We start from the raw sequence: 26810 nt of genomic DNA, 5'->3' as shown, positions 1-26810 counted from the left end.
ATAGGTATATATAAAATATTTTGGAGTTAGATTATGGAAGCGAGAGAAGTTTTAAGAAATAGAAGGAGTGTAAGAGATTTTACTGATGATAAAGTAGATAGAGATATCTTATTAGATATTTTAGAAACTTCAACTTTTAGTCCTTCCTGGTCAAATTTTCAACCAATAAGATATAATATTATAGAGAATGAGGATATAAAAAATAAAATAGCTGAAATTTGTTTTATGGGTTATAAATTAAATAGTAAAATTTTAAAAAGAGCCGCGGGTGTTGTTATTTTAAGCTATGTTGATAATTTAAGTGGGACGTATTCTTTAAGTTCCAATCAATCTAAAAAAGGTGATACTTGGGCTATGTTTGATGCTGGAATTGTTGCAAATCAATTTGCTTTAGCCTCTTATGATAAAGGTGTTTCGACTGTTATTTTAGGTTATTTTGATGAAGATAAACTTTCTGATATTATAAAAATAAGGGATGGTGAAATCATTGCTGCTATAATTGCATATGGATATGAAAAGCACCATCCTAATCCTCCTAAAAGAAAGCCTTTAAATGAAGTTGTTAGATTTTTTGATTAGCTTTTATAGCTGTTAACAATTGTTAATTAAAGCCTTTAATGAAAAAGGCAAATGTCATTAATTATTTAAATTTTTACTATCGAATTTATTGCCTTATTATTCTATTTTTACTATTCTTTATATTAGTAAATGAAAATAGGAGTATATATGTCTCATGAAGGAACTCCTGATGAACAAGCTATAAGAGAAGCAAAAATCAGGGAACGATTAGATCGTATTAATAGAAAGATTATAGTTATGAGCGGTAAAGGTGGAGTTGGTAAATCTACTGTAACCGTTAATTTAGCAAATGCATTAGTAGACGCAGGTAAAACTGTAGGTATTTTAGATACAGATTTACATGGTCCAAATGTAGCTAAAATGTTGGGTTGTGAAAGTGGTGCTTTAGAAAGTGCTGATGGACAAAATTTTATACCTGTTAAAGTTAGAGATGGTTTATTTGTTGTAAGTTTATCTTTTGCTTTGAATTCTAGCTCTGATCCAGTTATTTGGAGAGGTCCTATGAAAATTGCAGTTATTAAGCAATTCTTAGGAGATGTAGAATGGGGTAACTTAGACTATTTATTAATCGATACTCCACCAGGAACAGGCGATGAACAGTTAACTGTAATTCAAGCTATTCCAGAAATGACAGGCTCCATTATAGTTACTACTCCTCAAGATGTTGCAATTTTAGATGCCAGAAAGAGCGTAAATTTCTCAAGGAAACTTGGTGTTGCTGTTCTAGGAATTATAGAAAATATGAGTGGCTTAATTTGCCCTGATTGTGGAAAAGAAATTCCTATTTTTGGTAAAGGTGGCGGTGTAAAAATGTCACAAGAAATGGATACTCCATATCTTGGAAGCATTCCATTAGAAATGCATTTAAGAGAATATGAAGATGAAGGTGTTAGTGCTTTAGAAAAAAGCCCAGAAAGCAAGAGTACTAAAGCTTTAAAAGATATTGCACAATTCTTAGATTCTAGCATTGCTGTATCATCAGAAAAAACAGATTATATTAATACTTCAAAATGTGCTCCATCTGCTTGTGCAACTTGTTCTAGTAATTGTAGTTCAAGAAAAGATAGTTAATGAAAAAGAAAACTTTTAATATAGGTAAAGTGGATGATTTTAATCATCTAATGTGGGATGAAAAAGATAGAAAAACTGTTTTGAATACTCCAATTTTTGATTTAATTGAAATTGATAGAGAATCAAAAGAAGGTGTATGCTCTAAGTTTTTTACTTTGGATTCCCCTGATTGGGTTACTATAATTCCATGGTACATTAATGAAGATAATGTACCATGCTTTGTTATGGTTCAACAATTTAGACATGGTAGTGCAAAGGTAGTTAGGGAATTTCCTGCGGGTATGGTTGATAAAGGCGAAATAGCTTTAGATAGTGCCTATAGAGAATTAAAAGAAGAAACTGCTTTAGGAACTGAAGAAATGATATTTCTTTCTAAAATTAATCCAAACCCTGCAATTATGTCTAATGAAGCAAACTTTTTTCTTGCAAAAAATGTATTTCAAATTGCCTCTAAGCAAGAATTAGATAAAACTGAGCAATTAGATGTTGTTTCTGTTCCTGTAAAAGAAGTAATAGAAAAAATGGGAAAAGATTCTCTATATGATAATGGTGTTATGCTAATGGCATTATCTCTTTTTTTAAAGCAAACTAGAATTGATAATTCATTGCTAAATTAATAGTTTTTCTTGTTTTATCATATATTTATAGAGTATTATAAATATATGACTGTTGCTTTAATTATTTTAATTTTAATTTTTATATGGAGTTCATCTTTAATATTTTTTAGAGATAAAAATACTTATGATTTAGAGGTTGATGAAACGAAAGTTTTTTCACCAAAATGTAAAAGTATTATCTTAGAACACGAGATAAAAGTTGATACTGCTGTTTTAATGATTCATGGGTTCCCATCAACTCCAAATGTTTATCAATATTCTGCTCATTGTTTTTTTGAGAAAGGATATGATTCTTATGCATATTTGCTTCCAGGATTTGGAACAAATATTGAAGATTTCAAAAAAACATATTTCACTCAATGGTTTAATTATGCTTGTAAAAAATATGAAGAATTGAAATCAAGATATAAGAATGTTGTAATAGTTGGAATTAGTATGGGTGGAGCTATTACCCTAAAACTTGGGGAAAAGTATAGTAATACAGACATAGAACCTCTTGCTATAATACCAATCAGTGCACCTGTTGTGTATAACAGTTTTATTCGTGATAGAAAAATTACGAATTTTGGTTTTTATTTTGCTAGAATAATTAATTTGTTCAAAAAGAGTTTTAAAACATCAATTTGTTTAAGAGATGAAACTGGAATTGATAATGAATTGAGTTGGACTGGTTACTCAGGATTATTTATATCTCAAGGTTTAAGTTTAATTAAAGCAGAGAAGACTATTCGAAAAGATTTAAAAAAAATTACTTGTCCTATGTTTGCAATACATAATGTTACTGATGAAACTGTGCCCTTTTTTAATTTACCAATAATTGCAAAAAATAATAATTCAAGAAATTTTAAAGCTAAAATAATTAAAATGGATGGTTTCAAACATACAAAACATGTGTTATTGTTATATTTTTCAGTCCAAGAAGATTTAACCTATGATATAATAAACTATATAGAAGGAATATTACATGAGTAAAAGAAGTGATTACATTAGTTGGGATGAGTATTTTATGGGGTTAGCTGTTCTTAGTTCAATGAGAAGTAAAGATCCTAGTACTCAAGTCGGAGCCTGTATTGTAAATAGGAATAAGAAGATTGTTGGTATTGGTTATAATGGATTTCCAATTGGCTGTAGCGACGATAATCTTCCTTGGGAAAGAACAGGAGATTGGTTAGATACAAAATATCCATATGTATGTCATGCAGAATTAAATGCAATATTAAATAGCGTTAGTAGGGATTTATCGGGATGTACAATTTATGTTGGTCTTTTCCCATGTAATGAATGTGCTAAAGCTATTATACAAAGTGGAATTAAGAAAGTTGTTTATTTAAGTGATAAATACGAAAAATCAGATAATACAATTGCTTCAAAGAAAATGTTTGATGCATCCGGTATTGAATATGTAAAATTAGTTCCTGATCATACAAATTTATCTATAAATATGGATGAAAAAGATATTTAATTAGGAGTGAATGTGAAAAAAAGTAAGATTTTTATAGTAATATTAATTATTTTTTTATTAATTTCTTGTGCAACTACAAAAACTGAGAATTATGACTTTAATGATAATTTAGTTAGTGTAAATTGCAACATAAATGATTTTGATAATAAAGCAGTTGAATTAAGCATTCATAATAATACTAATGAGAATATTTTACTGATTTTTACTGAAGCAAAAGTTCTTGATAAAAATAATCAAATGGTTGCATTATATAGACTTGAAGATGCACTTTCCGATTCTAATTCTGTAAGAATTGAAAATGTTGAGTTATCTCCAAATTCTATATTGCAAGATAAATTTGTTGCTGTAGGACATATAAAAAAGCAGATAATTAAAAAAGAATTTGTAGTACTTCCTTGGCTTGATAGTAACAAATTTATTCTTGAATTACCTTATATGATAGGTAATGAAAAACGGTTAATAAGAATTAGCTTTTAACAATAATAAAAAACATCTCAAAAATGAGATGTTTTTTTAATAGATTAGTTATATCTTTTCTTTTTAGCAGCTTTAATGAAACCATTAAAACAAGGATTTGTATTATTTGGTCTACTCTTAAATTCTGGGTGATATTGTACACCAAGGAAGAAAGGATGTTCTTTTATTTCTACTGCTTCAACTAAGCTGTTATCAGGACTGATACCAGTAATAGTTAAACCTGCATTAACTAATTCATCTCTGAATTTATTATTGAATTCATATCTATGTCTATGTCTTTCATAAATAACATCTTGGTTGTTGTATAATTCTTTTAATACTGTTCCTTCAATTAATTTACAAGGATATGCACCTAATCGCATTGTACCACCCTTATTAGAGATATCTACTTGATCTTCCATTAAATCAATTACAGGATATTGGCAATTTTCATTAAATTCGCTAGAGTTTGCATCTTTCCAATTTAATGTTTTTCTTGCAAAACTCATTACAGCAATTTGCATTCCTAAACAAATACCAAAATATGGGATTTGTTTATCTTGTGCATAACTTGCACTTAAAATCATGCCTTCAATACCTCTATTACCGAAACCGCCTGGAACAATTATACCATCACAATCTTTTAATTGTTCTTCTATATTGTCAACAGTTAGCATTTCAGAATCAACCCAAGATAAGTTTACTGTGCAGCCAATTTCCCAAGCACTGTGTTTTAGAGCTTCCATAACTGATAAATAAGCATCATGTAATTGAGTATATTTACCAACTAATGAGATGTTAATTTCTTTATCTGCATTATGGATTCTCTCAATCATCTTATTCCATCTTGTAAGGTCACATTCTTTTGTTTCGAGATTTAATTCTCTACAAACAATATCGTCTAATTTTTCATTATGTAACATTAATGGTGCTTCATATAATACATCAACAGTTTTGTTTTCAATAACACAATCTTTCTTTACATTACAGAATAAAGCAATTTTATCTTTAATTGATTCTTCTAAATCTGCATCACTTCTAGTAACTATAATGTCTGGAAAAATACCTGTTGTCATTAATTCTTTTACTGAGTGTTGAGTAGGTTTACTCTTATGTTCATTACTACCACTTAAGAAAGGAACCAAAGTAACATGAATGAATAAACAGTTGTGTTTTCCCACTTCATGGCTAACTTGTCTAATTGCTTCTAAAAAAGGTTGTGATTCAATGTCCCCTGTTGTACCACCGATTTCAGTAATTACTACATCTGCGTCAGTTTGTTTTTCAATTGAATAAATAAAATCTTTAATTTCATTTGTAACATGAGGTATGATTTGCACTGTTGAACCAAGATATTCTCCACGTCTTTCTTTTTCTAAAACGTTGAAATAACATTTACCACTAGTAAGATTAGAATATTTATTTAAATATTCATCAATAAATCTTTCATAGTGACCTAAGTCTAAATCAGTTTCAGCACCATCTTCAGTAACATAAACTTCTCCATGTTGAAAAGGACTCATTGTTCCTGGGTCTACATTCATATAAGGATCTAACTTTTGAGCTGTTACTTTTAGTCCTCTATTCTTTAAAAGTCTTCCTAATGAGGCCGCAGTAATCCCTTTACCGAGACCTGAAACAACTCCACCAGTTACAAAAATATGCTTAGCCATTCATCTCTCCTAAATTTATTGTTGATAAGTTTTTAGTATTTCGTTTGCTATATAACCTTTACTCTTTCTTTGATCCATTGCTCTTTTTTCAATGTATCTATGAGCTTTTTGTTCATCTAATTTTAAATGTTGAATTAATAAAAACTTCGCCTTGTTTACTAATTTAATTTCTTCAAGTTTTTTTCTGAGTTTTTTATTTTCACCAGCAATTCCTTTTAATTTAATATTAATAGAATTTGCCAAAATAAGACTTTGGAATAATAATGGAGAATTAATGGGTTTGCCAAGTACTAGAGTCCCAAATTTATATACTCTTGAAGCTATATCTCCTAAATATCTCTCTTCAACTAATAAAATTACAGTTGAATAAGAATCTTTTGACATGCTAATTGCTAAATCGATTCCATTTTCATCGTTTAAAGGCGCATCTATAATTACTAAATCATAATCAATTGATAAAATTTCTTGTCGGGCCTTACTGCAGGAAAAACAAGAGGTCATTGAACCTTTCACTTCGTTATTGTTTAGAAGTGATTTTAAATTCATATGACCTTTTCCATTCGGTGATACTAGTAAAATTTTTTCAAATTCAAACACTATAAATGTACCTTTATTTAATAAATAGGGAAATATTTTTCCTCTGTCAATTTTTTAGTTTCATTACATTCTTTATACTCATTTACTTCATCTGTTTTTAATGCTAAATAAGTATCTATCAATTTTTGAGGTAATACTCTTTTAAGGAATTCACTATTTTTAGCTAAATCTATAGCCTCTTCCATAGTTTTGGGTAAGAATTCTCCAGTAGTATTTTCAAACGCATTGATATCAATTGGTTCTGGTGGATCTATTTTATTAATAATTCCTTCCAAAGCTGCTTCACATATTAGTGTAAAAGTAATATATGGGTTAGCAGAAGTGTCAGGGTTTCTTACTTCAAGTCTATTATATTTTCCTTTTGTTCTTGGAATTCTAATAGTAGTTGATCTATTTTCATATCCCCAGCCAATTCGATTAGGAGCTTCACATCTACCTAGTCGCTGATAAGAATTATAGATAGGGGAGGTAAATATAGAAATTTCTTTGCTATGTTTTAAAATCCCCCCAATCATATATTTTCTTAATTGAGAATTATCTACTGCTTCTTGAGCTCTAATTGAAATATTTACATGTAGCCCATTGCCACTTGCTTCTTCAATTGGTTTTGGTAAGAAGGACGCAAATAATCCATTTAATGATGCTGTAGATTTAACAACACTTTTAAAGGTGGTTAAATTATCAGCAGAATTAAGTAAATTACTATAAGAAAAATCTATCTCCATTTGTCCTGGACCATTTTCATGATGAGATCTCTCTGTATGGAAACCCATTTCTTGAAGTGTCAAACAGATATCACGACGAATGTTTTCGCCTTTATCTTTTGGAGCAAAATCTAAATAAGTTCCATTATCTAGTGGTACATGACTAGGATTACCTTGTTCATTTAATTTGAAAAGGTAGAATTCACATTCACTTCCTATTTTGAAAGATAAACCTTCTTTTTTAATTTTTTTGTTTAAGTTTTTTATTAAATATCTACCATCACCTTCAAAAGGTGTATTATCTGGATATTTAATATCGCAATACATCATAACTACTTTACCACTGGATGGTCTCCAGGGTAAAATCTGTAAGGTTTCTGGGTCAGGGAACAACATTAAATCACTTTTTTCAACATTTAAAAACCCTTTTACGGATGAAGCGTCGAAAGAAATTCCTGAGTCAAATGCTTTGTCTAATTCGTCACTACTAATTGAAATGTTTTTTAAATTTCCATAGATGTCACAAAATGCAAGTCTAATAAATTTAACATTATTCTCTTCAATGAAATTTGAAATTTCATATTGCATATTACCCATAATTCCTCCTAATTAAATTGCAGTGTAATTAAATTGCAGTATAATGTTGTTGATAAGGTAAAGTAGAATTTGGTTCTAATACATAGAAGTTTGCATTAAATACGTCATCTTTGTCAAAGGTAAATTCGTCACAAAATTGATTTATTATATCTTTTATGGAATTTAAATCTGCTTTGTTTGCTTTCCTTGCTACAACTTGTTTTGGTAAGTCTTTTGGTAATTCATCAGTTCTTAGGAATATTTGGCCTCCATGCATTCCTGTACCACAGAAATTCCCAACAGGACATTTACCATTTTGGTTTAATCCTAACACAATGATTAATCCACCTGCAAGATACTCTCCTAAGAAACTTCCAGCTTTATCTCCAATAATAATAACTGGTTTTTCGTCTTTATAAGCTTTCATATGGATACCGGCTCTATAGCCTGCAGATTCTTTAACAAAAAGTTTTCCACCTCTCATTGCATAACCTGCAGTATCGCCACAGTTTCCACAAATTATGATCTCTCCATCATTCATTGTATCCCCTGTAGCATCTTGGCAATCATTATTTACATATATTTTACTTCCAGAATCTAAACAAGCTCCTAGAGCGTTTCCTGGTATTCCATGTATATTTATTTGTTTGTTTTTCATTCCAGCAGCGATAAATCGCTGGCCATGAACATCTTCTAATTCAAATTTTTGCTGTTTTGTTTCTCTGATAATTTGGTTTAATTCTCTGAAACTCATATGATTGACTGTTATTTTCTGCATATTGACTCCTGAATATTGTACTATTCGCCGGCATGTTGGATGCCTAATATTTCTAGTTCTTTTTCACTTAATCCAATTCCCCTTAGCATTAATCTATTTCCTTTTAATGCTTCAATTGAATTAATACCCATGCCTCCCATCATCTCTTTAATCTCTCTTGTCCAAGCTGTGACCAAGTTTATAAGATTTTGAGCACCTTCTTCTGGGTCAAGTCTACTTTCTAATTCTTTGATTTGAGTTGCTATACCCCAGTTACATTTGCCTAAATGACAACTTCTACATAGGTGACATCCAAGAGCAATTAATGCACTTGTTCCGATATAAACTGCGTCTGCTCCTAGAGCTATTGCTTTAACAATATCTGCAGAAGATCTGATAGTACCACTTGCTACTAAACTTACTTCGTTTCTGATTCCTTCATCTCGTAATCTTTTATCTACAGCAGCTAGAGCAAGTTCAATTGGAATTCCAACATTATCTCTGATTCTTAATGGTGCAGCACCTGTTCCGCCTCTAACACCATCAATTGCAATAATATCTGCACCACAGCGAGCAATACCACTTGCTATAGCTCCTACATTATGTACAGCAGCAATTTTTACAATAACTGGTTTTTCATAATTAGTAGATTCTTTTAGCATATATACTAATTGTCTTAAATCTTCAATTGAATAAATGTCGTGGTGAGGTGCTGGACTTATTGCATCACTACCTTGAGGTATCATTCTAGTTTTTGAAACTTCTTTTGTAATTTTTCTTCCAGGTAAGTGTCCACCAATTCCAGGTTTTGCACCTTGTCCCATTTTTATTTCAATTGCTTTACCAGCTTTTAAATATTTTGGATGTACTCCAAAACGTCCTGATGCAACTTGGACTATAGTATTTTCACCATATACGTAGAAGTCTTCATGCAATCCACCTTCACCAGTATTGTAAAAAATACCTAATTTCTGAGCAGCAGTTGCTAAAGCTTTATGAGCATTGTAACTGATTGAACCATAACTCATAGCCCCGAACATAATTGGAACACTTAATTCCATTTGAGGTTCAGTATCGGTTATAATATTGTTATTTTCATCAAATTCAATATCTAATTTTTTCTTACCTAAGAAAGTTCTTGTTTCCATAGGTTCTCTTAAAGGGTCAATAGATGGGTTAGTAACTTGAGATGCATTAATTAAAATTTTGTCCCAATATACAGGATATTCTTTTGGAGTACCCATAGAAGAAAGTAATACACCACCTGTTTTAGCTTGTCTATAAATATTAGTTATATCGTGTGAACTCCAGTTTGAGTTGGTTTTAAAGCAATGATCTGATTTAACAATCTTTAGGGCGTTTGTAGGACATACAGCAACACATCTATGACAGTTAACACATTTTGTTTCGTCACTTAACATAACTTTTAATTTTTGATCAAAATAGTTAACCCCGTTTGAACATTGTTTTTCACAAAGTCTACAGTTTATACATCTATTTTGATCTCTTACTACTTCATATTCACTCTGAATTAAATTGATTTTCATAAATTACTGTACCTCCTTATTTAATTCAACGATGTAAGGTTCTCCACCTCTTGGATATTTTATTGAATCTAACTCAGGAGCAATAACTCTAATAGCTTCTTCTTCACTAGCCATGTAAACCATGTCATCTTTTTCTCCTACTACAAGAGAGCGAAGTTTTAGTCTGTCGTTCAATGCCATAAGTCCATTAGGATATCCTACAATAATTGAAAAAGGTCCAGTAACTAAGAAACTTTCATAATTGTTTCTTAGGTATTTATATTCTGCTTTTTTCTTTTCATCCATTCTTTCTATAGTGCTCCAGAAAGGTGCTGCTAATATATGTGCAACTCTTTCTAAATCGATTTTTTTCTTTCTGTTTAAGAAGTCAATCATATAAGTGATTACTTCTGTATCAGTTTGTAAAGAACACTTGTATCCAAACATTTCAATATAACGTCTGTTTGCATCGTAGCTAGAGATTTCACCATTATGTACTACTGAATAATTAAGTAGAGAGAATGGGTGAGCTCCGCCCCACCAACCAGGAGTATTTGTTGGATATCTTCCATGTGCAGTCCAGCTATAGCCTGCATATTCTTCTAATTTGTAGAATTCACCTACATCTTCAGGAAAACCTTGAGCTTTAAATACGCCCATATTTTTACCTGAGGATACAATGTAAGCCCCTTTTATTGTTGTATTAACTTTGATTGTACATCTTGCAACATATTCATCCTCATCTAATTGGCTTTCAGCTAATTTTGTAGGAAGAGGTGCTAAGAAATATCTCCAAATCATAGGTTCATCAGTGATTGCAGGAATCTTTCTAGTAGGAATTTTTGATAAGTTAATCATATCAAAATGTTCTTCAAGGAAATCCATGCATTCGTTTTTTGCAATAGAGTCCATATAAAAAATATGGAATGCATAATATTCTTTATATTCTGGATAAATACCATAGCCTGCGAATCCACCGCCTAAACCATTGGATCTATCGTGCATGACTCTAATAGAATCTATAGCCGTCTGTCCAGAAAATCTTTTTCCATTTTTTGAGAAAATACCACTGATAGCACAGCCTGAGGGTATTCTAATTTCTCCTTCTTTTTTAATTCGGTCCATTACTTTTCTCCTTATATGATTTTTAATCAATAAGTCTAAAAATGAAAAAACGCTCGCAATTATCCTAACCGCGAACGCCTTTGTTCAATCTTTTTATAGTATATATAAGTGTTTTTTCATCTAAGTAGACTTCGTTGTCTAGCTTGATATTATTGATTTCAATACATTTTGTCTAGTTGTTTTTATTTCTTTTATAAATAAAATATGCAAGTTTATGCATAAAATGAATATTAAATAAATTTAATAAATTTATTAATTCTTTGTAATGCATAAAAATACTTTAAAAGTTAAAAAAATCTTTCAAAAAAAATTATAGTATCAGTTGACAAAAATTTTAGTTTGTTGTATTTCTTAGATAACAGCAAAGGCGCTGTAGTTCATATCGAGCTACAGTGTCTTTTTTTTATTTTCATTAATTTTAATGGAAAAAATTTGATAAAATAAGAGAGGTGCTCTGATGCAACAAATAACAGATTATTTTGGTTCTATGGTTTTTGGCGATGATGCTATGAGAGATAGATTGCCAAAAGATGTTTATCGCGCTTTAAAGAACACAATTAGAGAAGGAAAAGTAATAGATTTAAATATTGCAAATGCGGTTGCACATGCAATGAAAGAATGGGCATTAGAGAATGGTGCTACCCATTTTACTCACTGGTTTCAACCTCTAACTGGTATTACTGCGGAAAAACATGATTCGTTTATTGATCCTGTAAAAGACGGAAAAGTAATTTTATCTTTCTCTGGTAAAAATTTAGTAATGGGTGAACCTGATGCTTCATCTTTCCCTTCAGGTGGTTTAAGAGCTACTTTCGAAGCTAGAGGATATACTGCATGGGACCCAACTAGTTATGCTTTTATCAAAGAAGAAACACTTTGTATTCCTACAGCATTCTGCTCATATAGTGGTGAAGTATTAGATAAAAAGACTCCATTATTAAGAAGTATGGAAGCTATAGATAAAGAAGCAAAGAGAATTTTAAAATTATTTGGACACACAGTTAATAGAGTACAAACTACTGTTGGTCCTGAACAAGAATATTTCTTAGTAGACAAAGAAGTATATAATAAAAGAATTGATTTGAAATACACTGGCAGAACTTTATTAGGTGCTAGAGCTCCAAAAGGTCAAGAATTAGATGACCACTATTTTGGTTCATTAAAACCTAGAGTAAGCTCATTTATGCAAGATTTAGATAAGGAATTATGGAAATTAGGCATTTATGCAAAAACTCGTCACAATGAAGTATCCCCTGCACAACATGAGTTAGCTCCTGTTTTTGCTACAACAAATGTTGCATGTGATCACAATCAACTCACAATGGAAGTTATGAAAAAGGTAGCTGATAAACATGGTTTAGTTTGTTTATTACATGAAAAACCTTTTGCTGGCTTAAATGGTTCAGGTAAACATAATAACTGGTCAATTTCAGCTGATGATAAAATGAATCTATTAGAACCAGGCGATAATCCAAAAGATAATGCACAATTTTTATTATTCTTAGTTTCAGTTATTAAAGCTGTAGATGAATATCAAGATCTCTTAAGAGCTAGTGTGGCATCTCCGGGCAACGACCACCGTTTGGGTGCAAATGAAGCTCCTCCTGCAATTGTAAGTATGTTCTTAGGAACTGACTTAACAGCTATTTTAGATGCAATTGCTGATGGTAGAAAAGTTGAAGGCGTTAAGAGAGAAAATATGATACTTGGTGTTGATGTTTTACCTGATTTTGTTAAAGACACAACAGATAGAAATAGAACTTCACCATTTGCATTTACAGGTAATAAATTTGAATTAAGAATGCTAGGTAGTTCAGCAAGTGTTTCAACACCTAATACAGTATTAAATACTGCAGTTGCTAAAATACTTAAAGAATTTGCTGATGAATTAGAAGTAGCTAAAGATTTTGATGCAAAACTAGCAGAAATTGTTAAGGAAACATATAAAGAACATAAAAGAATAGTATTTAATGGTAATAACTATAGTAGCGAATGGGTTGCTGAAGCAGAGGAGAGAGGCCTAAGCAACTTAAAGAGTACTGTTGAAGCTGTTGCTGCTTATACTGATAAGAAAAATATTGAATTGTATGAATCTTTCAAGGTATTGAGCGCTACTGAATTATATAGTAGAGCCACAGTATTATTCGAAAATTATGCTAAGACAATAAACATTGAGGCACTAACTTTGATGGACATGGTTAGAAGAATGATTATCCCAGCTTGTAATAAGTATTTAAATAATCTTGCTGATGAGGTATCAAAGGTAAAAACTGTATTACCAACCATAGATCTTAAATCACAGTTAGGCTTAATGGAACACATTGCTCAATTAGTTAATTGTTTAAGCGACAAAATTAATTCTTTAGATGATGAATTGATCAAGGCTAGAGCTATTGAAGATGAAAAAGATCAAGCAATTTTCTTTAGAGACAAAATCTTTGCTTTGATGGGAGAAATTAGATCCTTTGCCGATGAATTAGAATTAATCGTTGATAAGGATTGTTGGCCAATACCAACTTACGGAGAGCTTTTATATTCGGTATAATACTAATTGTATTATTAGTGAATATGTTCAATTTTTTTAGTTTTTTGGTTGCTGCACATATGTGTGGCAACCTTCTAGATTTTTAATGCTAAGTAGTATATTTTTATTACTATATACTATAGGAGATAAATTATGTGTGGTTTTGTCGGAATGTTTGACATAGAGGAAGATTCTTCCTTATATCGTGAAAGTGTTTTGAAAATGTCTAAGAAAATTAGACATAGAGGTCCGGACTGGTCAGGTATTTATCAAGGCGATAAGGTTATCTTATCCCATGAAAGATTAAGTATTGTTGACCCATTATCAGGAAAACAACCTTTATATAGTAAGGATAAGAAAGTAGTATTAGCAGCTAATGGTGAAATTTACAATCACTTAGAATTAAGAGAAAAATATTGTAAGGATTATGAATTTCAAACTGAAAGCGATTGTGAAATTATTATTGCACTTTATCTTACTAAAGGACCTGATTTTATTGAAGATTTAAGTGGTATTTTTGCCTTTGCTTTATATGACAGTGAAAAAGATTTTTATTTAATTGCTAGAGACCATATGGGTATTATCCCTCTTTATCAAGGTTGGGATATAGAAAATCATTATTATGTTGCTAGCGAATTAAAAGCTTTAGAAAAAACTTGTCCTGCAGTTAGCATTTTCCCACCTGCTAGTGTTTATGATAGTGATTCAAGAGAAATCAAAACTTGGTATAAACGTGATTGGATGGAATTTGATAATGTTAAAGATAATGGTGGTAGTCCACAAGTTATTCGAGAAGCTTTAGAAGAAGCAGTTAAAAAACAATTGATGAGTGATGTTCCTTATGGAGTATTATTATCAGGTGGTTTAGATAGTACAATTGTTTCAGCTATTGTAGCTAAATATGCAAATGATAGAGTTGAATCTAAGGATACAGAAAAAGCTTGGTGGCCTAGATTACATAGCTTTGCTATTGGTCTTGAAGGTTCTCCAGACTTAGCAGCTGCACAAATTGCTGCAGACTATTTACATACAGTTCACCATGAAGTTCACTTCACAATTGAAGAAGCTTTAGATGCAGTTGAAGATGTTATTTATCACTTAGAGACTTATGATATTACAACTGTTAGAGCTGCAACTCCAATGTACTTATTAGCTAGAGTTATTAAGAGCATGGGAATTAAGATGGTTCTTTCAGGTGAAGGTAGTGATGAGATTTTTGGTGGTTATTTATATTTCCACAAAGCTCCAAACGAAAAAGAATTCCATGAAGAAACTGTAAGAAAGCTTAGCAAGCTTCACCTTTATGATTGTCTTAGAGCTAATAAGTCTTTGGCAGCTTGGGGTGTTGAAGGAAGAGTTCCTTTCTTAGATAAAGAATTTATGGATGTTGCTATGAGAATTAATCCTAAATTGAAATTATGTAATGACAAAATTGAGAAATGGGTATTAAGAGAAGCTTTCAAAGATATTGTACCTGAAGAAGTTTGCTGGAGACAGAAAGAACAATTCTCAGATGGTGTAGGTTATAGTTGGATTGATAGTCTAAAAGAATTAACAAACAATATTATTAGTGATGCTCAATTTGCTAATATTAAAAATAGATTCCCAATTAACACACCTGCTACAAAAGAAGAAGCATATTATAGAATTTTATTTAATAGACATTTCAAGAGTGAAGGAGCTGCTTATACTGTTCCTCATGAAGCTTCAGTTGCTTGTTCAACTGCTACAGCTCTTGAATGGGATGCTAGTTTCAAACTAATGAATGAGCCTAGCGGTAGAGCTGTTAAATCAGTTCACGAAAAAGCTTATAAATAAAAACTTATTTGTTATTTGTCCTTTTGCTATATGTAAAAGGGCATTTTTTTTGTCTTTTAATAATCTTTGATGTATAATTAAATTCAAATATATAAAAAGGAATTTAATGATAACCAATACACATAAAAAAATAGTATTAATTTTTATAATAGCTTTAGGTAGCATATTTAATTTATTTGCTGAAGTCTCTTATTATGATTATCTAAATGCTGATAGTAAAATTATTTATGATAAGATATATAATGCTATAGATAATCATTTACCAGAGATTAAAGATATTGGTGATGATTTTTCAACAATTAGCGATATATATTATTATGTTTTATATGATAATCCTAAATTTTTTTATGTAACAAATAAAATTAATTACTTAACTAGTACTTATAAAAATACGGTTATTGATTCTACTCTTGAACTAGATTACAAGAGCTATGATAAAGAGCAAATAAGAACTTATAATGATAAATTAAATGATATTAAATATAAAATTTTGTTTGATACTCTTGGTATGTCTAAATTTGAAATAGCCAAATATTGTTTTGATTATTTAGTAAATAATTCTTATTATGATAAGTTAAATAATGATCAATCCCTTATTAGCATATTAATATATGGTAGGGGAGTGTGTTCTTCTTATGCAAAAGCTTATAAATATTTAATGGATTTCTTTAATATCCCTTGCATTCTAGTAGAAGGAAAGTTTGTTGACTCAGATGAAAATCATATTTGGAATATGATAGAATTAAATAATAATTGGTATCACGTGGATGTTACTCAAGCTGATTCTAGTGGCAATTATGTTGATTATTCTTATTTTTGTGTTAATGATAAACAAATATATAAAGATCATGTTTTAGTATCCAAGGTTGAAGTTAATAAAGCAGAAAGTGATGAATTCTTTTACTTAGATAGGTTAGGACTTTATTTTAAAAGCTTTGATAAGACTTTACTAGATAGAAAGCTTTTGGAGCTTGTTAATTCTAATGAAAGTCAAATATCATTAATTTTTGATGATAATACAGCCTTTGATAATGCTTATAATTATTTAATTAATCAAAATGGATTTATTAATAATTTGTCTAAGCAGGGATATAAAATATCAGCATTAAATTATTATGAAAATAAAGTTGCAAATACTTTAACTTTTCTTCTTGATACACCATTAGAAAAAGAAGATATATTATATTTTACAAAATTTGATAAAACCTTAATTAAAAAAATAATATTAGATAAGGAAAAAAATAATATGGTTATTTTTCCTTTAGTATTTGAAGAGAAATCTGATTATATGGAGGCTAAAAAAGTGCTAATTGAAGATAGGTATGTATTTGATATTTTTGATGATATCAATTCAATTAATTTTACAAGTTATGATCAAATAAATAGGTTAGATATACAGATAAAATAATCCCCTAGTCAATTTTGAATTAACTAGGGGAAAAAGAATCTTTATCTTCTATTATCTCTTAATCTTCTTGCAAAGCATCATAACCTTCTTCACCAGTTCTTACTTTGATAACATTTTCAACATTGTAGATGAAGATCTTACCATCGCCATAGTGCCCTGTATAAAGAGTTTTCTTAACAGTATCAACTACAGTTTTTACTGGAACCTTAGATACAACTACTTCTACTTTAATCTTAGGTAATAATGTCATATCTACTGGAACACCACGATACATTTCTGTAACGCCTTTTTGCATTCCACATCCCATTACATTTGTAAGAGTTAAACCTGTAACTTCTATATCATGTAAAGCTTTCTTAAGTTCTGGGAATTTGCTTCTCTTAGTAACAATAACAACTTTTGTGAACTTAGATTTAGCATCTCGCTTATCTACTACTTTAACAGCCTTTTCTTCTGTTGGCATACCTTCATCTTCTACATCGATTGGCATACCAGCACCATTTACGATAGGCATAAAGTCTGCATAAGCATTTTCTAATCCGTGTTCTTCAATATCTAAACCAGCAATTTCTTCTTTTTCTGTTACTCTTAAACCAACAGTCTTTTTAATTACGAAGAATACAATGGTCATTGTGATTGCAACCCAAGCGATAACACTTACAACGCCTAGTACTTGTGTTAATAGAAGTGATGCACCACCACCATAGAATAGTCCGCCATCTTCTGCTAATAAACCAACTAAAACTGTACCTAGAGCACCGCAAACACCGTGAACTGAAAAAGCTCCAACAGGATCATCAATTTTAAATGTTTTCTCTACGATTTCAATTGAGAATACTACAGCAATACCACAAACTATACCTATGATAGCTGCGCCAATTGGTGATACAGCATCACAACCAGCTGTAATACCAACTAAACCTGCTAGTGCACCATTTAATGTCATTGACACATCGGGCTTTTTATATTTGATCCATGTAACAAACATTGTTGTTGTAGCAGCAACTGCAGCAGCAATATTTGTAGTAACAAAGATCTTAGAAGCACTTAGTATAGTTTCGTCTCCACTCATACTTACTGTAGAGCCACCATTAAAACCAAACCAACAAAACCAGAGGATGAATACACCAAGTGCGCCTAAAGTTAAACTGTGACCTGGAATAGCTTTTGCTTTTCCGTCTTTATCATATTTTCCAATACGAGGTCCTAACATTTTAGCACCAACTATAGCAGCAACACCACCAACCATATGAACAGCTGTTGAACCAGCAAAGTCGTGGAATCCTAAGTCTGCTAACCAGCCACCACCCCATATCCAGTGACCGCTGATAGGATAAATTAGTGCGCTTATTATAACTGAATAGATACAATAAGATGAGAACTTAGTTCTTTCTGCCATTGCTCCTGAAACAATTGTTGCAGCTGTTGCGCAGAAAACTGTTTGGAAAATTAAGAATGCGTATGTTGGATAGCTAGATGAATAATCTCCTCTTACAAAGAAATCAAGGTCTCCAAAAAATTTCCCGCTACCAAACATAATACCAAAGCCAATAACATAGAAAACTATAGTACCTAATGAGAAGTCCATTAAGTTTTTCATAATTATATTTCCACTGTTCTTAGCTCTAGTAAATCCTGTTTCTACCATCGCGAAACCCGCTTGCATGAAGAATACGAGAACCGCCCCGAGTAGTACCCAAATTGTGTCAACTGAAGAATACATTTTCTCCTCCTGAAAAATAAAAATGGCGTGTGACCCTTTTGAAGGATCACACGCCGTTGTGTGGTTCTTTTCGAAATTACTCGAAAAACAAATTGATAAAAAAAGATTTTTATAGGTGCAATAAAAAACAAAAAAAAGACGGTGCAAAATTACTTTTGCATCGCCTTTGATGTATGTATATTTTTTAATCTTTTATTGATTTTTTGTCAATAAGTTTTAATAAAAAAAATGTATATTTATTTAAAATATATTCATTTTTAGTATTAATTGCTTATAATATAAGTAATTAAATAATTAAAAATTTTGCTTAATATTTTTTAGAAGGCATCTAATAGTAAGTCAATATTACCTTTTAGCATTTTATATAAAGCTTGATCTTCACAATTATTAGGGAAATTCCTCCAAACTACTAGTTTTGCATCTTTATTAACTTCGGTTAATGGGGCAGCTAATGGATTGTGAATATTATCAATAATTAAAGCATTGTCAATTTTTGAAATTTCTTCGATATTTTTAGGAGAAACTGCATTTGGTCCAAAACTTCCTACAACATTAAGTCCAAGAGATTTTGCAAATTCTACTTGATGGAAATGAACATAAGCATTCATTTGATCGATGTGTTTTTCTTTAATTTCTTTTCTAGCCTTATTATATAAATCTTCTATTTCCTGCACCCTAATTTTACTTTTATCTTGAGTATTATATTTTTCACTTATTTTTTTTGCTTGTGCTTTTATATTATCTAGAGTGTTTACAGTATTTATTTGAACCCTAATATCATCATTAATTAGATTGTCACTTAAGGTTTTCATCATTACTTCATAACCTGCATAAACAAAAGCTTGGCTTTGTTGAATTTTTGAGATATCGCTAGGTAATATTTCATATTCAGGTGGATGAACTAAATCTGCTGGAGCAATGTTAATTACATTATCTAATCCTCCAACATAAGCAAATGATGCAGTCCAGCTAGTACTAGCAACATAAGGAGAGTAATCTTCTTTAGTTCCTTGGGCGAATAGAGGTATTGCTATTAATGCAATAAGAAAACTTGTTAAAAACTTTTTTTTCATTTTATAATTCCTTTTTTAAATTTATTTATTATTGAAATTGCTGCATAAATTAATACAGCAGTGATTGCTATAGTTGCGCTAAGTGGTATATCAAAATATATTGTTGTAAAAAAGCCTAAAAGTGCTAATAATAATCCAAAGCCAGAAGATAGAATAAATAGAGTTTTTGTACCTTTACTTAATCTAGTGGCAATTAAGACAGGTAAAATTAAAAGAGCATCTATCAATAAAGCTCCAATTAATCTCATAGCAAGGGCTATGCATAAAGCAATAATCATGACCATGAAGTTATAATGGAAATTAACATTTATTCCTAAACTTTTAGCAATTGATTTATCAAAAAATATTGCAGTAACATTATTAAAGTTAAAGAATAAATAAATTAATACAACAAAAGTTAATAATATTAGTATTGAGATATCTAAATAACTTAATGCAAAAGGAGATCCCCATAATAATTGTAGGGAGTCTTTTGCCGGAACATTAAAGGTATGCATTAAAAGAGATGCTAAGCCCATTGTAAAAACCATAGCTGCAGCGGATGAGAATGAATTTGAAGTTGGAATTTTTACAATTAATGCTACAACAATTAAATTAACTAAAATTATAATTGGGAGTTGAGGAATTTCTAGTGCTAAAGCTATAGCCCCTCCTAAGATTACTCCATGCATTAGTGCATATCTTAATGGAACTAAATCCATTCTTAAAACCATTGCACCACATAATGGAAAAGATATACCAGAAAAAATTAGAGCGATAAAAGCTTTAAAAATTGGAGCTAAGGATAAAAGACTAAGCATATTGTTTCTCCATTTTATAAGTTCTCCAATTTAATTGATCTTTTAAATCTTTATCATGAGTGATTAAAATAATTGTTGGCATCTCTCCATTCCTTAAGGAATTTAATAATGAAATTAATTGATCTTTGCTTTCTTTATCTAAGAAAGAGGTTGGTTCATCTAGTATTAATATTTTTGCTTTTTGGCAAAGACATCTAGCAAGAGAGACTTTTTGTTTTTCTCCTCCTGATAGTGAATAATAATTTCTATTAATTAAATGGATTGCTTTACATTTTCTAAGACTCGTATCTATTAAATAATTTTTTTCTATTTTATTTGTATTTCTTGCAATGCCCATTGAAACAACTTCTTTTACGCTAATAGGGAATGCTTGATTTTCTTTTTCTTGTTTTATATATCCAATTGTTTTAGTTGCAAGTTTATTAATTGGTTCATCATTAATTAAGATTCTACCTTTTATAGGATCAATTTCTCTTAAAAGAGTCTTAATCAAAGTAGTTTTACCGATACCATTATCACCTTCAATAATTAAGGCTTCTCCTCCAGCAAGTTCTAACTTATTAAATGAGTAAATGATTTTTTTGTTATATCCGATTGCTAAATCATCGATAGTTATTGAGAGTCCTTGAACTTGTTTTGCTCTTATTTTTATATTTTGATAAATAGTATTTATATCAAATTCATTTTCAAATAAATCTTCTGTTTTACATAGAAGTTTATCAATTGTCTGAGAATAATGTGTTTCTACATTGTTTTTTTCTAAAATATCTTTGGCTCTCAAGCTTATTAAATTAAAATTAACTTTTTTAATATTTAATTTAATCATTATTGCTGCTGCAGCTTTCCCACCGACAGTATCATGAGCATAAAGATTCGTGAATTTTGTATCTACAGTTTTTAGAAAATTATCAAATTCAAATAATGGATAAAGCCAGGAACTTGAGGATTTAAATACTAATTCATCGTTGTTATATATGTTTAATGTTGTACCCTCAATTAAGGGTTGTAAATATTTTTCCATTAAATTTCTCCAAAAAAAAATAGCCAGGAAGCAGATAAAAATATATCGAAGCCTTCCTGGCTATATTAATACAAAATAAAATATAAGTAGGTTTCTTCCTGAAACCTTTTATAAAAAAATATCAGTTAATCAATGGTGTGTCAATTATTAATTAAATATATTTATCAATAGAATTTATAATATCTTCAATTAATGCATCTAGCCCAATATTTGTAGTACCTGCAATACTCAAATTACATTTAGAAATTGGTAATAATAATTTATGAGCATTACTTTGGCTTATTGCCAATGCCATTTTAGGTGTTATTTCTCCATGAAGAGCATCGGCGACTATAATTCCTATAGGACCAATTATTAAATTAGAGTTTCTTGCTGCGACTAATACAGGATTTTCTCCTGTTGCTATTAAATCAGCACCGCTTTGAAGCATTGATGAAGTTGCAATGCTGTTAGTTCCAATTGCCAAAATTTCAATTTCTGGGTATTTATTTTTTATTTTTTTTACAAGAGCTTTTCCAAGGCTACCACCTTGTCCATCTATAACTGTAATTGTTTTGCTATTATTCATATAAAGAGTATAATTTATATTTTAATTTGTGTAAAATATAATATAAAACTTAGATTAAATACTGTATTCTTTTAATTCAATAAAAATATATTGACAAAATGTTGGCAGATATGAAAAAATATATATAGCGTTGTATCACAGACTTAACCGTACGTTAAACTAAGCGACACGCAGATTTTAACGCACAACGTGCAAACCGGGAGGAACGCTGTGCATACTTTCAGCGTTAATGGTAAAAAAATATCGACGGATGTAGATAAGTCTTTATTAAGATTTTTAAGAGAAAATCTTAATCTCTATGGAACAAAAGATGGTTGTAGTGAAGGCGCCTGTGGAACTTGTACTGTTATTATTGATGGTAAAGCTACAAAAGCTTGTGTAAACAAGGTTTCAAAATTAGATGGTAAAAATATTATTACTATCGAAGGTCTTTCTCAAAGAGAAGAAGATGTCTACGGATACTGCTTCGCAAATGCTGGTGCTGTCCAATGTGGATTTTGTACTCCAGGAATGATTCTTGCGGCTAAAGCATTAATTGATGTAAATGATAATCCTACCCCTGAAGAAGTAAAAAAAGCAATTAGGGGAAATATTTGTAGGTGTACTGGTTACATAAAAATCGAACAAGCTATATTGGATTGTGCTCGTTATTTTAGAGAAAATTTACAGATTCCAAATGTTAATAATGATGAAGCAAAATTAGGAACAAGATTCTTACGTCCAGATGCAATTGAAAAAGCATTAGGTCGGGGTGTATTTACTGATGATATTTATATTGAAGGCATGCTCCATTTAAAAGTTTTAAGAAGTGCATATCCAAGAGCTAGAGTTGTTAAACTAGATGTTTCTAAAGCAGAAGAACATCCAAAATGTGTAAGAATTGCTACTCGTAAAGATGTGCCTGAAAATAAATTGGGGCATTTAGTTCATGATTGGGATGTATTAATCGGCGAGGGTGATATAACTCGATATATTGGAGATGGAATTGCTATTGTTGCAGCCACTGAATTTGATGCTTTAGATGAAATCTTAGCTTTAATTGAAGTTGAGTATGAAGTATTAGCACCAGTAACTGATGTGCATGAAGCAATGAAAGAAGATGCTCCAAAAGTACATTCTAAAGGGAATTTGCTTCAAGTTGAGCATATTAAACGAGGTGATGCAGATACTGCAATTAAAAATAGTGCATATGTTGTAAGAAATACTTATAAAACTCCATATACTGAACATGCATTTATGGAAACTGAATGTACTGTTGCTATGCCTCAAGGTAAAGGTGTTAAATTATACACTTCTTCACAGTCAATTTATGATGACCAAAGAGAAGTTGCAAGAATGCTTAAATTACCTTTAGAGGATGTAGAAGTTGAAGCTGCTTTAGTAGGTGGTGGTTTTGGTGGAAAAGAAGATATGAGTGTACAACATCATGCTTCATTAATGGCTTATCTTACACAAAAACCTGTCAAATTACATCTTAGTAGACAAGAGAGTTTAATGGTTCATCCAAAACGTCACCCTATGGAAATTGATATAACTACAGCTTGTGATGAAAATGGGAAAATTACTGCAATGAAGGCAGAAATTATCGCAAATACTGGTGCTTATGCATCTTTAGGTGGTCCTGTTTTACAAAGAGCATGTACACATGCATCAGGTCCTTATAATTATCAAAATATTGAAATTGTAGGAAAAGCTGTTTATACAAATAATGTTCCAGGTGGTGCTTTTAGAGGTTTTGGGGTTACTCAAAGTTGTTTTGCAATTGAATCAAACTTGAATTTGTTAGCAGAAAAAGTAAATATGGATCCTTTTGAATTTAAATATAAGAATGTTCTAAGGGTTGGTGATATTATGCCTAATGGGCAAATTACATCTCAGGATTGTGGTATTTTAGAATGCATGGATGCAGCTAGAGATATTTATTATAAGAATCCAAAAAAAATTGGTTTTGCAAACTCTTTAAAGAATTCTGGTATTGGTGTTGGTGTTCCTGACTCAGGTCGTTGTATTTTATCAATTGAGAATTCTATTGTTCATATTAGAACCAGTGCTTCTTGTATGGGGCAAGGAATTGCAACTATGGCAACTCAAATGTTAGGTGAAACTTGTAAATTATCGAGAAATCAAATATTAGTTGAACCTCCTAATACAAAACGTACGCCTGATTCAGGGTGTAGTACTGCAAGTAGACAAACAGCTTTTACAGGAGAAGCAATTAAAAGAGCTTCTGAAAAACTAAAAAAAGATTTAGATAAATATTCTCTTGAAGAATTGGAAGGTAAAGAATATTTTGGTGAATTTACTTTTTATTCTGATCCAATTACTTCAACTAAAAAAAATCCTGTTAGCCATTTAGCTTATAGTTATGCAATACAATTAGTTGAATTGGATGATGAAGGGAAATTAAAGAAAATCTATGCTATAAGTGATGTTGGGACTCCTGTTAATTTAACTACCCTAGAAGGACAAGTTGAAGGTGGTGTTGTAATGGGATTAGGTTATGGCTTAAAAGAAGATTTTCCAACTTATGGTGGATATCTTAAGGTAAAATATGGTACACTAGGCCTATTAAGAAGTACTGATGTTCCTGAGATTGAAACACATTTTGTTACAGGGCCCGGAGAAACAGGTTATTCTTATGGAGCTAAAGGTATTGGTGAATTAAGTACAATTGCTACTGCACCAGCTTGCCAGATGGCTTATTATAGGTATGATGGTATTTTTAGAAAGGAATTGCCTTTAGGAGGCACGCCTTATAAAAAAAACAAAGAAGCTAAATAGATTATATAATATCCTCTAATATACTAGAGGATATTTTAATAGGAGATAATCTTTGATGGAAATTAATAATGTAAGTTTAATTGGATTGGGCGCTGTTGGAGCTATTTATGGAGATATGATTTCTAAAGTTGTTGATTCTTTTGAAGTTATTGTAAATGGAGAAAGAAAAAGCAGATATGAAGAAAATGGAATATTAATTAATAATAAAAAAAGTTTCTATAATTTTGTTTCTTCAAATGACGCTAAAAAAGCTCAATTGCTAATTGTAGCTACCAAAAATAATCACATTGAACAAGTTATTGAAGATGTTAAAGGTATTGTTGATGAAAATACTATTATTTTATCTTTATTAAATGGAATTGTTTCTGAAAGAATTCTAAAAGAGAAATTTCCTCAATCAAAGATTTTATATAGTTTTGCTGTTGGTTTAAGTAGTGAAAATGTTAATCAAAAAATTAATTATTCAAGTGATGGTATAATAGTTTTTGGTAGTGAAAATGATGAAAAGACTTCTGAAGTTATAGCTGTTGAGAATCTATTTAAAAAAGCTGGAATAAATTATCTAATACCTAAAAATATTAAACATGATTTATGGAATAAATTTATGCTTAATATTGTATATAATACAATTTCTTCAATTTTAAGAGCTGGCTATGGTGTATTTAAAAATGAAGATGTTAAGAAATTAGTATTTAATGTGGCACAAGAAGTTAAATTAATAGCTAATAAAGAAGGGATTGATTTAACTGATGAAGATATTATAAATAATCAAAAGGTTATAGAAAGTTTAGATCCTTACGGAAAAACTTCAATGTGCCAAGATATAGAAGCTTCTAGAACTACTGAAAATAAATGGTTTAGCAAAACTATTATTGATTTAGCAGAAAAATATGGATTAAAAGTTCCATATTGTGAAAGTATATATTATTTGGCACAAGGTGCTGAATGCAGAAATGAAATGATGAGAAATAAAGCTTAAAGATTTTTTTCTTTTATTTCTTGTTTTGCATCTAGAATGGCTTTTTCCATTAAAGGGGATAAAAGCCTTTCTATTTTATAGTCTTTGTTTTTTATTATTTGCTTAAATTTAGCTTTATCTTCATAAGATTTTAATAAATCAGTAAGCTTTTTCTTTTCTAAAATTCTTACAGCTGGAACATTCAATTTTTTTGCAACAATATCTCTTGCAATAAAAAAATGTTTTATAAATATTTTATCTTTTTTATTAAGTTTTTTCCAATTCGAAAGTTTTGTCCAACCGGGTTTAAAAGGTTTAGTAATTTTACCCGCAGTTTTCATTTTACGCATAGCTGCTTCATATTTCTTTTCTTTTTTTGTTTCTTCTATTAACACTTCTTTTAATTTGTGTAAATGAGCAACATCTTCAAGAGCATATTGAATTTGTGTTTCACTCAAAGGTCTTTTAAGCCAATTTGTCATTTGATTTTTTTTCTTTGAAGATTTGCTACCAATATTTTTGTTTAGAAAATAATCTACACAGGCTGCATAACCTTTAACAAATTCTAATTCTAAGGCTAAAATTCTTACATCGAATATATTTTGTATCTGTATATCATATTGTTTTTTGACAAGGGAAGCATCACTATCGCAACTAAACATGATTTTTTCAATTTCTTTATCTTCCAAAAAAGTTTTTAATCCTTCTTTTTCTATTTTAAAAGGATCTATAAGATAAAAATCTTTTGAATCAAATATTTGAATTAAACATAGATGTTCTCCATAAATGTGTAAATTAAATTCGCCTTCAAAATCCATTGCTATGCTTTTGAGATTATTTTCTTTAAAGTAAGAGAGTAAATTTATTAATTCTTGTTCAGTTTCTATTAGTTTATATTTATACATATATAAAACATATAATTTTTTATGAAAATAATAAAGATATAAAAAAGAGACTCACTATTGAGTCCCTTTAATTTTATAAGTTATATAT

Annotated in this window: 23 protein-coding genes; 11 read left to right on the top strand and 12 right to left on the bottom strand. The window is 30.3% G+C overall.

Annotated elements, in window-relative coordinates; all coding sequences use genetic code 11:
• The first annotated feature begins 33 nt into the window (after nucleotides 1–33).
• The 6 genes from ACZ5RS_RS01400 (at nucleotide 34) to ACZ5RS_RS01375 (ending at nucleotide 4206) form a co-directional block, all read left to right on the top strand.
• The gene (locus ACZ5RS_RS01400) at nucleotides 34–579 is read left to right on the top strand and encodes a nitroreductase family protein (protein ID WP_464637085.1); all 546 of its coding nucleotides are present in this window, start codon (nucleotides 34–36) and stop codon (nucleotides 577–579) included.
• 147 nt (nucleotides 580–726) lie between these two features.
• On the top strand, nucleotides 727–1650 hold the full coding sequence (locus ACZ5RS_RS01395) for an Mrp/NBP35 family ATP-binding protein (protein WP_464637084.1): 924 nt from the start codon (nucleotides 727–729) through the stop codon (nucleotides 1648–1650).
• Nucleotides 1650–2267: an NUDIX hydrolase gene (locus ACZ5RS_RS01390; RefSeq protein ID WP_464637083.1), complete on the top strand. Its 618-nt coding sequence runs from the start codon at nucleotides 1650–1652 to the stop codon at nucleotides 2265–2267. The genes ACZ5RS_RS01395 and ACZ5RS_RS01390 overlap by 1 nt, the downstream gene beginning before the upstream one ends.
• Before the next feature lie 45 nt (nucleotides 2268–2312).
• Complete coding sequence (locus ACZ5RS_RS01385) at nucleotides 2313–3239, top strand: alpha/beta hydrolase (protein ID WP_464637082.1); 927 nt, start codon at nucleotides 2313–2315, stop codon at nucleotides 3237–3239.
• Nucleotides 3232–3729 (top strand): deoxycytidylate deaminase, encoded by a 498-nt coding sequence (locus ACZ5RS_RS01380; protein ID WP_464637081.1) that lies wholly within the window; start codon nucleotides 3232–3234, stop codon nucleotides 3727–3729. The genes ACZ5RS_RS01385 and ACZ5RS_RS01380 overlap by 8 nt, the downstream gene beginning before the upstream one ends.
• A gap of 12 nt (nucleotides 3730–3741) precedes the next feature.
• A complete protein-coding gene (locus tag ACZ5RS_RS01375) occupies nucleotides 3742–4206 on the top strand; it encodes a hypothetical protein (protein WP_464637080.1) in 465 nt (154 codons plus the stop codon).
• A 44-nt stretch (nucleotides 4207–4250) separates the two neighbouring features.
• On the opposite strand, the gene ACZ5RS_RS01370 is transcribed toward ACZ5RS_RS01375, so the two are convergent.
• The 6 genes from ACZ5RS_RS01370 to ACZ5RS_RS01345 all read right to left on the bottom strand — a co-directional run bounded on the left by ACZ5RS_RS01370 (nucleotide 4251) and on the right by ACZ5RS_RS01345 (nucleotide 11143).
• On the bottom strand, nucleotides 4251–5858 hold the full coding sequence (locus tag ACZ5RS_RS01370; RefSeq protein ID WP_464637079.1) for a CTP synthase: 1608 nt from the start codon (nucleotides 5856–5858) through the stop codon (nucleotides 4251–4253).
• 15 nt (nucleotides 5859–5873) lie between these two features.
• Nucleotides 5874–6404 carry an ANTAR domain-containing response regulator gene (locus ACZ5RS_RS01365; RefSeq protein WP_464637078.1) on the bottom strand — a complete coding sequence of 177 codons (531 nt, stop codon included), beginning with the start codon at nucleotides 6402–6404 and terminating at the stop codon, nucleotides 5874–5876.
• 68 nt (nucleotides 6405–6472) lie between these two features.
• The gene (locus ACZ5RS_RS01360) at nucleotides 6473–7756 is read right to left on the bottom strand and encodes a glutamine synthetase family protein (protein ID WP_464637077.1); all 1284 of its coding nucleotides are present in this window, start codon (nucleotides 7754–7756) and stop codon (nucleotides 6473–6475) included.
• Between the two features lie 28 nt (nucleotides 7757–7784).
• Nucleotides 7785–8513, bottom strand: coding sequence for a GltB/FmdC/FwdC-like GXGXG domain-containing protein (locus tag ACZ5RS_RS01355; protein WP_464637076.1), 729 nt, complete (start codon nucleotides 8511–8513; stop codon nucleotides 7785–7787).
• Between the two features lie 20 nt (nucleotides 8514–8533).
• Nucleotides 8534–10039, bottom strand: coding sequence for a glutamate synthase-related protein (locus ACZ5RS_RS01350; protein WP_464637075.1), 1506 nt, complete (start codon nucleotides 10037–10039; stop codon nucleotides 8534–8536).
• 3 nt (nucleotides 10040–10042) lie between these two features.
• A complete protein-coding gene (locus tag ACZ5RS_RS01345; RefSeq protein WP_464637074.1) occupies nucleotides 10043–11143 on the bottom strand; it encodes a class II glutamine amidotransferase in 1101 nt (366 codons plus the stop codon).
• 457 nt (nucleotides 11144–11600) lie between these two features.
• Here ACZ5RS_RS01345 and ACZ5RS_RS01340 point away from each other — a divergent pair, with 457 nt between their 5' ends.
• The 3 genes from ACZ5RS_RS01340 (at nucleotide 11601) to ACZ5RS_RS01330 (ending at nucleotide 16893) form a co-directional block, all read left to right on the top strand.
• The gene (locus ACZ5RS_RS01340) at nucleotides 11601–13688 is read left to right on the top strand and encodes a glutamine synthetase III family protein (protein WP_464637073.1); all 2088 of its coding nucleotides are present in this window, start codon (nucleotides 11601–11603) and stop codon (nucleotides 13686–13688) included.
• Between the two features lie 132 nt (nucleotides 13689–13820).
• The gene (asnB, locus tag ACZ5RS_RS01335; protein WP_464637072.1) at nucleotides 13821–15485 is read left to right on the top strand and encodes an asparagine synthase B; all 1665 of its coding nucleotides are present in this window, start codon (nucleotides 13821–13823) and stop codon (nucleotides 15483–15485) included.
• Nucleotides 15486–15591: 106 nt separating this feature from the next.
• Complete coding sequence (locus tag ACZ5RS_RS01330) at nucleotides 15592–16893, top strand: transglutaminase domain-containing protein (RefSeq protein WP_464637071.1); 1302 nt, start codon at nucleotides 15592–15594, stop codon at nucleotides 16891–16893.
• Nucleotides 16894–16951: 58 nt separating this feature from the next.
• On the opposite strand, the gene ACZ5RS_RS01325 is transcribed toward ACZ5RS_RS01330, so the two are convergent.
• From ACZ5RS_RS01325 to ACZ5RS_RS01305, 5 genes are all read right to left on the bottom strand, one after another.
• Nucleotides 16952–18616, bottom strand: coding sequence for an ammonium transporter (locus ACZ5RS_RS01325; protein WP_464637070.1), 1665 nt, complete (start codon nucleotides 18614–18616; stop codon nucleotides 16952–16954).
• A gap of 317 nt (nucleotides 18617–18933) precedes the next feature.
• A complete protein-coding gene (locus tag ACZ5RS_RS01320) occupies nucleotides 18934–19689 on the bottom strand; it encodes a metal ABC transporter substrate-binding protein (protein WP_464637069.1) in 756 nt (251 codons plus the stop codon).
• Nucleotides 19686–20489, bottom strand: coding sequence for a metal ABC transporter permease (locus ACZ5RS_RS01315; RefSeq protein ID WP_464637068.1), 804 nt, complete (start codon nucleotides 20487–20489; stop codon nucleotides 19686–19688). The genes ACZ5RS_RS01320 and ACZ5RS_RS01315 overlap by 4 nt, the downstream gene beginning before the upstream one ends.
• Entirely contained in the window at nucleotides 20482–21510 is a 1029-nt protein-coding gene (locus ACZ5RS_RS01310; protein ID WP_464637067.1) for a DUF1893 domain-containing protein, read from the bottom strand. The genes ACZ5RS_RS01315 and ACZ5RS_RS01310 overlap by 8 nt, the downstream gene beginning before the upstream one ends.
• Nucleotides 21511–21661: 151 nt before the next feature.
• The gene (locus ACZ5RS_RS01305) at nucleotides 21662–22078 is read right to left on the bottom strand and encodes a DUF3842 family protein (protein WP_464637066.1); all 417 of its coding nucleotides are present in this window, start codon (nucleotides 22076–22078) and stop codon (nucleotides 21662–21664) included.
• A 210-nt stretch (nucleotides 22079–22288) separates the two neighbouring features.
• On the opposite strand from ACZ5RS_RS01305, the gene xdh reads away from it, so the two are divergent.
• On the top strand, nucleotides 22289–24859 hold the full coding sequence (gene xdh / locus ACZ5RS_RS01300; RefSeq protein WP_464637065.1) for a selenium-dependent xanthine dehydrogenase: 2571 nt from the start codon (nucleotides 22289–22291) through the stop codon (nucleotides 24857–24859).
• 55 nt (nucleotides 24860–24914) lie between these two features.
• On the top strand, nucleotides 24915–25838 hold the full coding sequence (locus tag ACZ5RS_RS01295; protein WP_464637064.1) for a ketopantoate reductase family protein: 924 nt from the start codon (nucleotides 24915–24917) through the stop codon (nucleotides 25836–25838).
• Here ACZ5RS_RS01295 and ACZ5RS_RS01290 read toward each other — a convergent pair.
• Nucleotides 25835–26722, bottom strand: a complete 888-nt coding sequence (locus ACZ5RS_RS01290) for a ribonuclease D (RefSeq protein ID WP_464637063.1) — start codon at nucleotides 26720–26722, stop codon at nucleotides 25835–25837. The genes ACZ5RS_RS01295 and ACZ5RS_RS01290 overlap by 4 nt on opposite strands.
• Nucleotides 26723–26810 lie beyond the last annotated feature (88 nt).

It is taken from the genome of Pleomorphochaeta caudata (assembly GCF_055395745.1).
The sequence above is the reverse complement of the archived record's forward strand: the minus strand, read 5'-3'. Positions and strand labels throughout refer to the sequence as shown.

Bases quoted from the DNA above. Each gene is read 5' to 3' on its own strand.
- ACZ5RS_RS01305 (WP_464637066.1), bottom strand. From the start codon at position 22,078: ATGAATAATAGCAAAACAATTACAGTTATAGATGGACAAGGTGGTAGC.
- ACZ5RS_RS01295 (WP_464637064.1), top strand. From the start codon at position 24,915: ATGGAAATTAATAATGTAAGTTTAATTGGATTGGGCGCTGTTGGAGCT.
- ACZ5RS_RS01385 (WP_464637082.1), top strand. From the start codon at position 2,313: ATGACTGTTGCTTTAATTATTTTAATTTTAATTTTTATATGGAGTTCA.
- ACZ5RS_RS01400 (WP_464637085.1), top strand. From the start codon at position 34: ATGGAAGCGAGAGAAGTTTTAAGAAATAGAAGGAGTGTAAGAGATTTT.
- ACZ5RS_RS01340 (WP_464637073.1), top strand. From the start codon at position 11,601: ATGCAACAAATAACAGATTATTTTGGTTCTATGGTTTTTGGCGATGAT.
- asnB (WP_464637072.1), top strand. From the start codon at position 13,821: ATGTGTGGTTTTGTCGGAATGTTTGACATAGAGGAAGATTCTTCCTTA.
- ACZ5RS_RS01390 (WP_464637083.1), top strand. From the start codon at position 1,650: ATGAAAAAGAAAACTTTTAATATAGGTAAAGTGGATGATTTTAATCAT.
- ACZ5RS_RS01310 (WP_464637067.1), bottom strand. From the start codon at position 21,510: ATGGAAAAATATTTACAACCCTTAATTGAGGGTACAACATTAAACATA.
- ACZ5RS_RS01350 (WP_464637075.1), bottom strand. From the start codon at position 10,039: ATGAAAATCAATTTAATTCAGAGTGAATATGAAGTAGTAAGAGATCAA.
- ACZ5RS_RS01380 (WP_464637081.1), top strand. From the start codon at position 3,232: ATGAGTAAAAGAAGTGATTACATTAGTTGGGATGAGTATTTTATGGGG.
- ACZ5RS_RS01370 (WP_464637079.1), bottom strand. From the start codon at position 5,858: ATGGCTAAGCATATTTTTGTAACTGGTGGAGTTGTTTCAGGTCTCGGT.
- ACZ5RS_RS01330 (WP_464637071.1), top strand. From the start codon at position 15,592: ATGATAACCAATACACATAAAAAAATAGTATTAATTTTTATAATAGCT.
- ACZ5RS_RS01365 (WP_464637078.1), bottom strand. From the start codon at position 6,404: ATGAATTTAAAATCACTTCTAAACAATAACGAAGTGAAAGGTTCAATG.
- ACZ5RS_RS01320 (WP_464637069.1), bottom strand. From the start codon at position 19,689: ATGAAAAAAAAGTTTTTAACAAGTTTTCTTATTGCATTAATAGCAATA.
- ACZ5RS_RS01325 (WP_464637070.1), bottom strand. From the start codon at position 18,616: ATGTATTCTTCAGTTGACACAATTTGGGTACTACTCGGGGCGGTTCTC.
- ACZ5RS_RS01290 (WP_464637063.1), bottom strand. From the start codon at position 26,722: ATGTATAAATATAAACTAATAGAAACTGAACAAGAATTAATAAATTTA.
- ACZ5RS_RS01360 (WP_464637077.1), bottom strand. From the start codon at position 7,756: ATGGGTAATATGCAATATGAAATTTCAAATTTCATTGAAGAGAATAAT.
- ACZ5RS_RS01355 (WP_464637076.1), bottom strand. From the start codon at position 8,513: ATGCAGAAAATAACAGTCAATCATATGAGTTTCAGAGAATTAAACCAA.
- ACZ5RS_RS01395 (WP_464637084.1), top strand. From the start codon at position 727: ATGTCTCATGAAGGAACTCCTGATGAACAAGCTATAAGAGAAGCAAAA.
- ACZ5RS_RS01315 (WP_464637068.1), bottom strand. From the start codon at position 20,489: ATGCTTAGTCTTTTATCCTTAGCTCCAATTTTTAAAGCTTTTATCGCT.
- ACZ5RS_RS01345 (WP_464637074.1), bottom strand. From the start codon at position 11,143: ATGGACCGAATTAAAAAAGAAGGAGAAATTAGAATACCCTCAGGCTGT.